The 12954-nt window shown below is 37.2% G+C and carries 11 protein-coding genes; 1 reads left to right on the forward strand and 10 read right to left on the reverse strand.

The window, feature by feature from the left end:
* Positions 1–16: 16 nt before the first annotated feature.
* The 6 genes from cas8c to rbr form a co-directional block, all read right to left on the reverse strand.
* Positions 17–1804, reverse strand: a complete 1788-nt coding sequence (gene cas8c, locus ACLTU0_RS03625; RefSeq protein WP_412321427.1) for a type I-C CRISPR-associated protein Cas8c/Csd1 — start codon at positions 1802–1804, stop codon at positions 17–19.
* A complete protein-coding gene (gene cas5c, locus ACLTU0_RS03630) occupies positions 1798–2520 on the reverse strand; it encodes a type I-C CRISPR-associated protein Cas5c (RefSeq protein ID WP_117968065.1) in 723 nt (240 codons plus the stop codon). The genes cas8c and cas5c overlap by 7 nt, the downstream gene beginning before the upstream one ends.
* 10 nt (positions 2521–2530) lie before the next feature.
* Positions 2531–4477, reverse strand: a complete 1947-nt coding sequence (gene cas3, locus ACLTU0_RS03635) for a CRISPR-associated helicase Cas3' (protein ID WP_412321428.1) — start codon at positions 4475–4477, stop codon at positions 2531–2533.
* Entirely contained in the window at positions 4407–4676 is a 270-nt protein-coding gene (locus ACLTU0_RS03640; RefSeq protein WP_412321429.1) for a hypothetical protein, read from the reverse strand. The genes cas3 and ACLTU0_RS03640 overlap by 71 nt, the downstream gene beginning before the upstream one ends.
* 231 nt (positions 4677–4907) lie before the next feature.
* Positions 4908–6428 carry a right-handed parallel beta-helix repeat-containing protein gene (locus ACLTU0_RS03645; RefSeq protein WP_412321430.1) on the reverse strand — a complete coding sequence of 507 codons (1521 nt, stop codon included), beginning with the start codon at positions 6426–6428 and terminating at the stop codon, positions 4908–4910.
* 195 nt (positions 6429–6623) lie between these two features.
* Positions 6624–7163 (reverse strand): rubrerythrin, encoded by a 540-nt coding sequence (gene rbr, locus ACLTU0_RS03650; RefSeq protein WP_117968058.1) that lies wholly within the window; start codon positions 7161–7163, stop codon positions 6624–6626.
* A gap of 124 nt (positions 7164–7287) precedes the next feature.
* Here rbr and ACLTU0_RS03655 point away from each other — a divergent pair, with 124 nt between their 5' ends.
* Positions 7288–8058 carry a MerR family transcriptional regulator gene (locus ACLTU0_RS03655; RefSeq protein ID WP_412274764.1) on the forward strand — a complete coding sequence of 257 codons (771 nt, stop codon included), beginning with the start codon at positions 7288–7290 and terminating at the stop codon, positions 8056–8058.
* A gap of 38 nt (positions 8059–8096) precedes the next feature.
* On the opposite strand, the gene ACLTU0_RS03660 is transcribed toward ACLTU0_RS03655, so the two are convergent.
* From ACLTU0_RS03660 to ACLTU0_RS03675, 4 genes are all read right to left on the reverse strand, one after another.
* Entirely contained in the window at positions 8097–9080 is a 984-nt protein-coding gene (locus tag ACLTU0_RS03660; RefSeq protein WP_412321431.1) for a Rho termination factor N-terminal domain-containing protein, read from the reverse strand.
* A gap of 205 nt (positions 9081–9285) precedes the next feature.
* Positions 9286–11460, reverse strand: a complete 2175-nt coding sequence (locus ACLTU0_RS03665) for a hypothetical protein (protein WP_308456596.1) — start codon at positions 11458–11460, stop codon at positions 9286–9288.
* A 97-nt stretch (positions 11461–11557) separates the two neighbouring features.
* Positions 11558–11779, reverse strand: a complete 222-nt coding sequence (locus ACLTU0_RS03670) for a hypothetical protein (protein ID WP_412321432.1) — start codon at positions 11777–11779, stop codon at positions 11558–11560.
* On the reverse strand, positions 11763–12653 hold the full coding sequence (locus ACLTU0_RS03675) for a hypothetical protein (RefSeq protein ID WP_412321433.1): 891 nt from the start codon (positions 12651–12653) through the stop codon (positions 11763–11765). The genes ACLTU0_RS03670 and ACLTU0_RS03675 overlap by 17 nt, the downstream gene beginning before the upstream one ends.
* Positions 12654–12954 lie beyond the last annotated feature (301 nt).

Genomic DNA, 12954 nt, shown 5'->3' on the forward strand with positions numbered 1-12954 from the left:
AATTCTCTACTTCCTTTCATATTTCCTTAGTTTTTGTGTCATTTGGTTTATATAAATCTTGCATTTGCTGATAATAGCCTATAATAAACTTACCCTGTGCATTTAATGGTAATGTTTTAGGAAAAGTTCCGTTTAGCTTATCCACAATCTCACCCGTGAGTTTTTTATACTTAGGCTTATAGTCAAGTTTTTCAATGTGGTATTGCGAAAGCTTTATAAGTTTTGGAAATACCGTTGACGGATTTGCACAAGCTGACGCAAAATATGAATCCTTAATCGTTCTATTCAATTCTTTCCCCTTGACTGATTCAATCTGAACCTTTTCAAGTACGGCAAAAAGTCTGCCGCACAGATACGCTTGATTATTATTTTCAATATCAAGTGCCATTTTTATCTCCTCCTTATTTTTTGAATATCTATCTTTTCTGTTTATACAAGCCTTGATAATACCTGCACGAACATAATTTACCGATTTATCCGTTTTCATTCGTCTTACGGCATTTTCAAGCAAAGACTCCGGATAATGTGTACCGTTTATTATTGCACCGAACACCGAAGCCATAAGCGGCGGCGGTGTGGTGTAATTTGTGCTTTGAGGCGGTTTTAATTCTCGGAATATTCGCCACATCGGTATATTTCCTTTTGAATTAACAATCATCATATCTGCTTGGTGTCTTGCTATATGTGAAAATATGTTGCCGAATTTATCACGGTATATAAATTTTTGTGCAAGACGCGAAACATTCGGAGCAATTCCCACAATATAAAACTCAACATTTTTATCAATATCGAGTTCTGTAAAATCGGGACTTTTGCCCTGATTTACGTCATTAAGCGATTTAAGCAAAATACCGTTCATTTCATCTGCATCAATCTTATCGTCAAACCCAAGCATTGAAGCAAACAAATCCGTTTCTTTTGAATCGTCATCTGACATCGCCCAAAATACAACTGTCATATCATCAAGATATATTCTGTGATTTTTGTCTGCGATTAAAGTGTTTAATGCCTCTGTGTAGTGTTTCATAGTAGTTTGCGTTATGGAACTGTTGTACGCCTGTTCTTTGCCGTATGAACACTCTGCCGTATTATTTACGCAAACCATTAACGCACCTGTTGCATTTGCATTTCTTACACCCTTGATTTTATCGTGCGTTACCGATATTTCGCCTTTTTCTCCCGTAACGGCACATATGTCATTACCCTGCACCGGTCCGACTGATTTTTTCAGTTCCGTTATCTTTTGAGCAATTTCGCCGTCAGTATCGTGCAATTTTATTTCAGGGTGTCCGTCAAGACCGAAAATAAAATTTGCCGTCGAGTATGCCTTGCCGAGATTTACAAGCAACTCATTTTCGGTTTCGTCCTGCGGATTCCACTTTTGCAGAAAGTTTCTGTATGCCGTAACTATATCCGATGTCATACCCTCTGTAAATTCAAGGTTTTTGTCCACAAACGCTTTATGCGATTTCTTCGCCTTATCCGTACTGTCCTCAGTTGAATATGTACCGCTCTTATTGTCGTAATTAAGTCCGAAAATATATAACGGTCTGTGTTCGACAATATTTCCGTCTATACCAGGTTTCTGTGTTCTCTCCGGCAAAACCACCGATATAGGCTGAAGTTTGGTTTTACCCTTACTGTCGGGTTCACTTTCCTGCTCCACGTTTATAATATCGCTTACTGTACCGTCTTTTCTCAGCATAATCATATGCGTGATATTCTGTCTTGAAAAACCGTCTTTGCAAACCTTGTCATTTCTCGCAAGAATATCATAATATTCATTCAAAGCCTTTATCAGCATTTCATCATCTCCCTATATTTTGCTACATCTATAACACCGTCAATCATATGCGGTCTGTAAAAAAGTGCGTCTGCCTTGTCCGAAAAATTACGTTTATCCCAATCATTATCTTTCGGATGTCCACCGTCCTCAAACTTCATATGATACAGCATAAATCCTAAATCCGTATCACCTTTTAACGTATCCGAAACATTTTCAAGCGGAAATTCCTCCACAAGCTCAATACTCTTTACGGGAAATTCACGACACCCAAGCACAGGTTGTCTGAATTGTTGACCGTTTCTTAAACGTCTTAGAAGAATATTATAATGCTTTTCCTCCGACTCGTCATCATGGTCACTCTGTATACCCGTAAGTTCAAAGTGAAATTCCACGCCGTAACATACATCTTTCAAAATCATACTTCCGCGTTGATTTATCATATCCTTAGTATAAATCGTTGCATCACCTGTACCGTTTTTCATACTTTTTTGTACCGACTGCAATTTTATTTTTTCCTTAACCTCATTACGGCGAACATTGATAAATGTTATCGGATTAAAAACGATAATCTTATCAATTACATACCGAATTGCCGGTTTCCAATACACCGACTTTATCAGTCCCTCAAGAGCTCCCGGTGTCGGAACATCATAACTCACACGTTCAACTTTCATTTCAGGGCGGTTAAATGCGGCATAATCGCCTTTAACCATAATTTTAAATCCGTAACTCATTTTAACCTCCTCATACAAAATAATCTACATCATTTTCCAACGTCAAACCCACGTCCGACTTATAATAATCTGTATTTGCAAGTATGCAAACACCACAATCAAGCTGTTCTATAATCCCCTCTTTAATCATTTCTTCAAGCTCCCAAATATGTACGGACGCGCTGTACTGCTGTAATTTTCGTTTTACGGACAGTTTTCCGTATCTGAGCTGTTCAATCAAATCTTTATTTTCATCACGCGGAATTACTATTCCTATAACTTGATTTTTGATAAACTTAAAATTATCGGCATACGTTCTGAACGGTATTTCATCAAATTTCAAATTTTCACCCATAAGCGAAGTTATGGTACTTTTGTCTATATTGCCGTCATTAAATGCAAATAAGCGACTGTAATATTCTTCAATACATTTGTCGGTTGAAATATTGTCAAATTCCTCAAATAAATTTCGTGTTATATTTGATTTAAGCTGAATTTCACCTTTTCCGCCGTCTGTTTCAAAAACAAACACATCGCCCATATCCATCTTACCCTCACGGTTACATCTACCGCCGGACTGCAATACGTTATCAATCCCCGCAATTTCTCTGAACACCGCCTTAAAATCAAGGTCAACACCCGCCTCAATCAGTGATGTTGAAATCACAGTCGTATTAATTCCGTTCTTTATATCTTCCTTTATTTTTGCAATAATCTCCGAACGGTGCAAAGGCGTCATATATGTTGACAAATGATACTTGTTACCGCTGCACATATCATATAATTCCCTTGCCGTTTTCCTTTTGTTCACAATTATAAGTGCATTGTCATATTCCTGTGCCTTTTCTGCCAGTGAAGCAAGTTCACACTTTCCGATATACTCATATCTGCACTTATCAAATACGTTAAACAACGACGTATCCTTAACCGCATTTTCTATTTTGACATCTGACATATACCTTTCCATAAATTTATCATAATTCGGCATTGTCGCCGACATCAAAATTGCCGTACTGTTAAGATACTTCGTCACATACCCCATCGCCCTTAAACAAGGCTGAATATAGTCAATCGGCAGCATATGTATTTCGTCAAATATGATAACACTGTCCGCCAGATTATGAAGTTTCCTAAGTCGTCTGCCTTTATAATGATACAGTGATTCAAAAAATTGAATATTCGTTGTTACTATAAGTTTTGCGTCCCAATTTTCACAGGAACGTTTTAATTTTTCCGAAGTTATTTCGTTCTCATCTTCATTTTTATCATCATCAAAATCATAATTTGAATGGTGCTGCAACACAGGAAGTACATCACCGAAAATATCCTCGAATACCTTTGCTGTCTGTTCAATTATACTGACATACGGAATTACATATATAATACGTTTTTTCTTATTCTCTATCGCAGTTTTCAAAGCCGCTCTTATACTGCAAAGAGTTTTTCCGCTGCCTGTCGGCATATTCAATGTATACACATTCGCATTCGATTCAACGCTTTTATAAACCTGTTCTTGTATAATACTTCTTGATTCTTGAAGTTTGGTTTCTATTTTAAAAGAATTAAGTTTTTCACATACTTTTTCGTATGCTTTTTGAAAATCTCCGTCCATACCTCTGTCTGTGTTGGGAGTTACAAACCGCTCCGTATCTATAAAATCCGCATCCGTAAGGCATGAAAACAAATATCTTGTAAAAAAAGAATACCTTTCAATAATTTCTCTCTGATTACTGACATCAAAAAGTTCTCTCAAATTATCTTTGGGATATTCAAGTTTAACTTCATTTTCATACGCAGAATAATCGCCGGTTTTTCGTTTCATTCTGCCGTGCAAGGTCGAATCTTCTTCACCGTCAACTTTCGTTCCGCCGTCAGGCAAACCCGAATGATGTCCCGCAACGCAATACTCAATCATAGGCACATATGATTTCGGCGGTGCTTTCGCAACTTCTTTTGCACCGCATATTGCGTGTTCCACTCGGATATTTTCCGCACCGTTTATACGTTTTTGAAAACCCGATGTATACTTTGCCTATATCGTGTATTTGCCCCACAAATTTGGCTATATCCGCCCAAAATTCATTCGCATTTTCACGACATAACTTTGACGTTCCGTTCAAGTGGTCCAAAAGCAGCTGTTTCCGTCCGTCGTCTGATGTATGCCCAATATATTCCACAGCTATCATCCCTTTTGTACAAATTATACTTTTATCATATCACTTTATTCGTGCAATTTCAACATATATTTTACTTTTTAGTAATTATCTATTAAATATACCTATAATTTTTATATATTTGCACCAAAAAAGGAACACATAAACAAAGCATACGCATTGTTTATATGTTCCCCAATAATTAGCTTAATTGAGTCTGCAGACAAATCCGCAACGATTTTGACTGCATTCTGTTTAATTATTATTGATATTAAAGCAATATCTCGCCTTTTCAGGCACTGAGCCTATCATACAAGGATTATGAATACTGAAATAATCCATAACATAACCCTTGTCGGTATAGATGTTTACACTCTTTTTGTCTTTCATCATTCCCGTATTATTTTCAATAACAATCTTCTTTATTTTTTTACAGTTGATTTCAATGTCCGAACGAGTGTAATTGCAAGCAATACTTGCATCTGTATTTTCCAAATTCACAGAATTGTTCAAAATGTATATTCCCTTGTACTCATCATCTCTGTTCGAGTAAGAAGAAAAGCATCTCAAACCTCTTGTTTCGATAGTATTTCCTATATATTTCTGTTCAAATTCAGTCGTCAGCTTAATATATATCGCCTCTGTAGAGCCGGTATAACGCGCAACGGAATTTTCGCCTGTATTTTTTACCGTATTGTGATAAACCAATTCATACGGACCTTCGATACCCGTTTCAACGCAATTTTGTACAACGTTATTTTTCACAATCGTATTAGGGAGCGATGTTCCCATACCCGCGAATATCGCCGCACAACCCACACCGCTTGTAAGTGCGTTCGTATCATTTACGGACGGTTTGCCGAAACCGATATTTTTGCACACATTATTTTCAATAACATCTGCATATTTGCCCGAAACAGTCGGAGTCCAATAATCAATCGCCCCCCAAACACTGTTGTTAATCGTATTATTTCTTACAACATAATCGTCAACGTTGCCGACAAAACTTATCGTCTTACCGCAGCTGCTCTCGAAAGTACAATTTTCAACAAGCACATTTTCAGTCGGACTTTGTGCATCACCGACTATTCTTATACTGTAACCGCTGTTTGAACTGTCCGAAATCTGATTGCCGCAATTTGTGAACTTACTGTTCAAAATCGCGATATTACTGCAATCTCTGAACACAATTCCGTTGTTTTCAAAATCGGTAAACGAACAGTTGTTAAAAATAATATTATCGCAATTTTCAAATTTTATCATAGGAAAGTTTTCAAAATCTATATTTTCAACATATAAATTCTCAACATTCTTCACAATCTGATATGACGGCACATCGTCCGAATAATCTGCAACAAATGTTGCCCGTTTTCCGCCGGAAGTTTTTATCACCGTGTCTGAATTGAATATTGACGGATATTTTCCGTATTTAATCGTACTGTGAACTTTGTATTCATTCGGAGCAAGCGTGTTTATTGTTCCGTCTTTGCCTTTTATGTCGTTTGAAACACTGCCGGCAGAAAACTCATACAAGTCAGTTCCCAACAGTACTGATGACGTATCATAATTCTTAAAATCCGCTTCGGCGATTTCTTCGGGTGTAAGTTTAAACAGTTCACCGTTTTTCGATTGAATGTTCGACTTGTGACTGTCTATCTCCTTACGTATTTGCAAAACAGCATTGCGTGACGAATTACTGTCCGCTGCGTATACAAAATCCGCACCGAATGTCATGCACATCATCAATACCGTTAAAAGAGCCGTAATTTTTTTCATTTTCAACTCCATAGCCTTTCTCAAATAAAAAACCAACTTTAATAATAGCGTCTGTAAAATTGCAAATTCAATTCATACAAATTTCAACCGCCATTACATACATTTTATCATTAATTATTCATTTAATCAAGACTTTTCAATTAATATTTTCAAATAAAAAAGCATATCATTTCCAAAAATGATATGCTAAAATTTTTAATAATTTTCTGCGTGAATTTCAAAATATGCTTGCGGGTGATTGCACACAGGACAAACCTGCGGAGCTTTTACGCCTACAACAATATGACCGCAGTTACGGCACTCCCAAACCTTGACTTCACTCTTTTCAAAAACCTCTTTTGTTTCAACGTTGTGAAGCAATGCACGGTAACGTTCTTCGTGAGTTTTTTCTATTGCAGCTACCATACGGAACTTTTCAGCCAATTCGGTAAAGCCTTCTTCTTCGGCAGTTTTTGCGAAATCGGCATACATATCTGTCCATTCAAAATTTTCGCCCTCTGCCGCCGAAACGAGATTTTCTGCCGTTGTTCCGATTCCGTTTAATTCTTTAAACCACATTTTTGCGTGTTCCTTTTCATTGGCGGCTGTTTTCAAAAACAAATCCGCTATTTGTTCAAAGCCGTCTTTCTTTGCCTTCGACGCAAAATATGTGTATTTGTTACGCGCTTGCGACTCACCCGAAAAGGCAGTTCTTAAATTTTCCTCTGTTTTTGTTCCCGAATATTTGTTTGCCATTTATATTACCTCCGTAAATTTATTTATATATAATATATACCACTATACAAGAATTTTAAACAACATTTTTCTATGTCTTGCATTTTTCCGTTTTTTGTATTAATATATGTTTTGGGGTGATGATATGAATGTTGAAAAAAATATGTTTACAATCGGTGAAATGGCAAAATCAATCGGAATTACAAGAAAAATCATATTGAATTACGAAGCAAAAGGATTGATTACTCCGGACGTTAAAGACGGCAAAAACGGAAATCGTTATTATACCGTAGATACGTTCACTAAAATTCGTACAGTACGTATTTTGCAAAAGCTCGGTCTGTCGCTTGATGAAATTCACGCCTATTTAGACGGTAAAACAGATTTATTACCGCTTATCCGCCGCCTTGAAGCTATGCGTGACGAAATAAATTTGAATATTGAAAAGTTGTATGAAAGAGCAAACACCAATCCCACACAAATCAAGGAAATCCACATTGACAAGCAAACGATTTATCGACGCACTTTTACTACGGAAAGTATTCTCGATAAAACAAATATTCTGCGCGATACCGCAATACTTGCCATGCGTGAATACGGTACCGATATGACAAGGCGAATGTATTTTTTAGAATACTCATTGTCCGCACCCAACGAAATTTCTTACTGTGTTGCCGTACCGCCTGAAAGCAGCGGCGAACATATCGTCGTACTGACACCAATGCGTGCAATTTGCATTTATCATCACGGTGCATATGAGGAACTCCCGAAAGTTCGCGAAAAACTTTTGTTGTATGCCAAAGAGCATAATCTCACACCTTTGGGAATGTGCCGTCATACATATCTTGAAGGTCCCCCGCAACATAAGGATAAAAAACTTTTCATAACACAAGTGGCTCTGCCGATAGAAGAATAAAAAGCTCCCGAACATATAAGTTCGGGAGCTTTTGTTTTTTACATAAAGAACGGGAAAAAATCGTTCTGAACCATATATCTGTTATTTATTTCTTCGATTTGCAAATCGGTATAACCTCTGTTTACCGCTTTTCTTGTGTTTAAATTAACAGCTTGTACCAAACCGATTACTTTTTTTGCATTATTATCATTTAATTCAACATTATACTTGTCAAACAAACTAAGAATATCAGGAGCGTTTTCATTGCTCATTTTACATTCCATTTCAATTTCAAAGCATAAGTTTTCGCCCTTTACTTCATCCATACCCATTCTCTTAATCAAGTAATGTCTAAGCGCAAGATATTCGTTGGTTTCTTCAATATATCCCGGGTTAGCCATTTTCATAATCTTTTTTCTTGACGGAATATAGAACGGCTTGTTACCTTGCGTTTTCAACAAATCATCATAAAAACCTTCTTCCAAAACATAAGTGTTTACAATCGAATTGTTGTATATTTCCCACAAATCCATTTTACCGTTGACAGTATTAATCAATTCCATAAAATCTTCTTTTGAAATATCATGATTTTGCTTGTCGTATATTTCAAAAACCTTGTCCAACGGAACAATTTCGTAAAGTTCCGCAAAAACATTGCAGTAATTTATTATTTTATCTCTGACTTCCAAATCGCCTTTTGATTCGTTTGTATAACATTTAGCAACTAAGTCTTTTACTTCGTCACACAAACTGTATTGTTCGTTTTCAAATGATATATAACCTAATTCCAATAAAAGTCCGATTTTGAAAACATCCAACTTTTCAATTTCGTTGTTCTCGCACCAATTTACAAGACATTCCGTTTGTTCTTTGTCAAGCGCCGCAAGAACTGTCTTAAAATACTCGTCTGATAATAATATTTCCGATATGCTTTCTGCCACTTCGCCCTTGTTCATTTTTGAACGACCTTTTATATTAAGCTCTTTTGCCAAGTCAAGCATTTCGGGCTTTTTCCAAGACATTATATTATCAAATATTTTCATTTTTCTACCCCTTAATATTTTTTTAATATTATATCATTAAATTTTCACATATACAAGCCATAAAAATAAACAATACTTTCCGCAAATTCTATCCGTCAAGTCAGCCAAACCTCTAAAAATTCCGCATAAAGCAACACCTGCGGCAAGTGTTAGAGTTCAAGGCAACGCCCTTAGCCCCCTCACAAATACCGCAGGTGATATTTTATCAACCTACTGCTTCATTTGGGTCATCATATGCAGGCACACTCGGTACTACCCAAATCAACTGATTGTTGTCGTCCCACTCAACACGACAATCCAATGCATCTGTTATATCACGAAGTTTAAAGTAATTGTTTCCGTCAATATTATAGCACGTTGCCTTTATAGGTACTCCGTCCAGTGTTAAAAACGCCGATGACGAAAAGGCTGTCCTTGTAACATCGTCGCCCGGTGTTAATTCGCCGCCAACCGATGTATAATCATAAAAGCTTAGCATATCAATCGAATTTGTTGCTCCGTCATACTTAACATCAAATGTTTTAATTGTTCCGTTTAAGATTTGTGCAATATCTCTGAGCTTAAAGTAGTTGTTGTCATCAATGTTATATGCAACGGTGTTATATTTGCGGCTATCCAGACAAATAGTCTGCGTTTTGGCAACAGAGTTTTTGCTGAATCCGTTTCCGGGATAATAAGTAAATGTTTCCCGACTTTCATCCTCTTGAACCAAATAGCGAATCTCTCCGTTATAGTAAATAGTATAGATTTTTCCTGTTATAATCCAAGGCTCTATTTCTGAAGGATCTATTCCGGGAATGTTCCTCATATCCTCATCACGGTCGAACGAAAATTCTTCAATGCCGTATACATTTACCCAGTCTTTGTCTTCTATTTTATTGATTTCACCGTTGTTTGAACTAACCCATTCACTGTATTCTAAGGCCTTATCCATATCAGCGTTGATATATCCGAAACGATACTCTTTCAGTTTTGCAAGTCCTTCGGCAGAATAGGTCAACGCACCCCATTCACCCCAAGCCGTATCTACGGACAGAACGCCTATAGGTGCACCAAGCTTTGCTACGTCATCAGCTGACTGTGTTTTGGTTAAATCGACAAGATTACTTGTCGGAATATAACATACCTTCGAGTTAAACCAGATTTTTGAATTTGTTCCGTCATAATCTTTCTCGATAACATCTATTACTGTACCTTTTTTAACCGAAGAACCGTCTGAAATATCACAATCCGCATTTGCCTCAGCTTTGTAGGAAATTAGCGGTTTTTCGGTGTTTGCAAGTTGTATATTGACATATTTGGATTCAACATAATATAAACCGTGCTTGTAATAAATTTTATAATGTCCGTTTTGTGGTGTTGCATCAACTATTTGAACAGATTGATTTATTTTATAAACACCCGATTTTACATAATCCGTTTCGTCAGGAGTGGTTTTTACCATCAAATTAGCGGTTGCCTTGCCGACAGCTTCAATTTTTGGAGCAGTTGCCACTTGATTGTTAATATCTAAGATATAACAATTTTTTCTTGGCAGAAAATATACTCCCGGTTTCCAGCTTGTGAAAGCTCCACCGTCTTTTCTTCCGCTACAATCTATAATTGAACCACGGGATTCGTCAACTCCGCCCTCGCTCCATACGGCAACCCAATTTTCGTTATAAGCAACAACATCAAATTCACTTGATGCACCTACATAAAATGCTGTGTTGGCATTTGCCTCTGTTCTTGACTTTTCTGCAAACGGAGGATCATAGCCGATTTCTTTAAGTTCGTCCAATCTCTTAGAGTGATAATTAATCGGCGGATTGCCCGGATAGAAAGATGCTTTTACCGAGCCGAATTTTCCCTCATCGCCTATATGCACAACAGCCATTCCAACCATCGGTAACGATTCAGGTCGGTCATGCCTTACCCATTCAGTCGGAACTTTTGCATAAAAATTTCTTTCATTGCCCTCGGTTGTTTTCGAGCCACCATAGATATAGTCGGAAAGAAAATACATATTTATTGTATGTTGATACTTATCCGGATCAGATGACGCTGTCGATTTCTCTATTTCTTTTTCTGCAACCTCTGCTGTTTCAAGTGTATCCTTTCTGCCGGCAAGAGCAGGAACATAGCCGATTGTACCGTCTTGGAGCTGAATCTTATGAAATGTGCCGCCATCTCCGACTACATTAGGCTCCAAAATTGTTACTTTGTTGTACTGGATGACCACTGCAACAGAACGACCGTATGATGGATTTTGATAAACAGACATACTTTCTATTCCCGCCTTGACATAAGCCGTATCACCCGCCTGAAAATCAGCAGCCGACACGTTTGTGCAAAATAACATTAATGTACAAATTAATGAAGTAATAAAAATTTTCAACATGATAAATCCCTCTTTTCTTAATTTTTTTATTTCGTCTTGGCAGACTATGTTCTATAATTATTATACATCGTACATCGGTGTACGATGCAATAGATTTTCAAAAAAAATTAATTTTTTTAATTCTGAAACAAAAACTTTTAATATCATATTTGTCGTTTCCGGCAGTTGCAATAATATCATATAATAGCATATCAAAAGGAGTTTTATTTTTCATCACTAAAGCTACACTGAACCACGGAACTGTCTGTTTTTCATAATACAGCAAAACCTCCTGCATAATCACAGGAGGTTTTTGTACTGATTTATCTTCGACAGTCACAGTCACTGTCATCTTCCGGCTCGGATATGTCATCTTGATCACATTCCAAGAATTCGCCCCTCTCAGGCGGGAAGAATTCGTCAACCGGGAAGTCTATTCTCTCAAATAAGTCACAAGGATTGTCATCCGTTGCCCCTACACATTCTTTTTGAGGGATACGGAAGTCATATGACGGGATAAGAAGTTGAACGTGGCGTTCGATTTTAATTATGGAGAAAATACCCAAAGATACGAACACACGTTTTGCCTCATTGCCTGTTACGAACTGATCGTCAAACACTCTGCAAACCGACGCAGGCACAGACGCCAAATCGAAATCATCATCACAGCAACAAGATTTTCTGTCACGTACATCAACAAGCTTTGCACCCAATGTTATCGGGTCTACCACCTCTACCACTGCATGCGGCATATTTGTTTTTCTCCAAAGCTGCGGATCAAAAGCGTCCTCCTTATACTTCGACTCAAACACTTTTGCATTACCTTCCGAACCGAAAAGTATAACTTTTTTATCAAAAGTCGCAAGACCCTCAACTTCTGTCGGACGGCCCACTCCTGTAAATACTGCTAAGGTAACTTTAAAGAAATACTTCAAATCAACCGAATAAAAACCTCTGTTAAACGGCACAGCCTCAATGTCCGTAAACACCCAAATCACTTCGGCTTTTGTGCATTTAACGTTTATTGCTCTGTCCACAATATCCTGACCGCACGAAGTCAAGTACACGCGTACATTTTCCAAGCAGTCTTTATCCCTGCAACTGTCATATATCTTATCAGTATGTACACACACTGCTTCACGGAAATTTGTATCACAAGGATATTTTCTTTCTCTTCCGCAGTCATTACAGCAATTTCTGTTACAATCAGCCATTTATTATCATTCCTTTCTATGTTTTTGGGATTTTCCCTTGGTATAGAATATGAAACTCACCGAAAAGTGTTACTTTTACCGATTATTTTAAATTAAAGTCTGAAAATTGCAAACATTTCTATTTGGATTATGATATAATATGAAAAGTTTAGAAGTATCACGAAAGGAATTAAAACATGAACAAAATCACAGTAACCACAAACAAAAAAGCATCTATGTCCGATTTTTACGGTATATTTTTTGAAGACATAAACCATGCCGCCGACGGCGGACTTTACGGTGAAATGATACGCAACAGGGC

The organism is Hominilimicola sp., from assembly GCF_046972485.1.
GTDB classification, from domain to species: domain Bacteria; phylum Bacillota; class Clostridia; order UBA1381; family UBA1381; genus Hominilimicola; species Hominilimicola fabiformis.

Bases quoted from the DNA above. Each gene is read 5' to 3' on its own strand.
- cas8c (WP_412321427.1), bottom strand. From the start codon at position 1,804: ATGCTGATAAAGGCTTTGAATGAATATTATGATATTCTTGCGAGAAAT.
- cas5c (WP_117968065.1), bottom strand. From the start codon at position 2,520: ATGAGTTACGGATTTAAAATTATGGTTAAAGGCGATTATGCCGCATTT.
- ACLTU0_RS03645 (WP_412321430.1), bottom strand. From the start codon at position 6,428: ATGAAAAAAATTACGGCTCTTTTAACGGTATTGATGATGTGCATGACA.
- rbr (WP_117968058.1), bottom strand. From the start codon at position 7,163: ATGGCAAACAAATATTCGGGAACAAAAACAGAGGAAAATTTAAGAACT.
- ACLTU0_RS03655 (WP_412274764.1), top strand. From the start codon at position 7,288: ATGAATGTTGAAAAAAATATGTTTACAATCGGTGAAATGGCAAAATCA.
- ACLTU0_RS03660 (WP_412321431.1), bottom strand. From the start codon at position 9,080: ATGAAAATATTTGATAATATAATGTCTTGGAAAAAGCCCGAAATGCTT.
- ACLTU0_RS03665 (WP_308456596.1), bottom strand. From the start codon at position 11,460: ATGTTGAAAATTTTTATTACTTCATTAATTTGTACATTAATGTTATTT.
- ACLTU0_RS03675 (WP_412321433.1), bottom strand. From the start codon at position 12,653: ATGGCTGATTGTAACAGAAATTGCTGTAATGACTGCGGAAGAGAAAGA.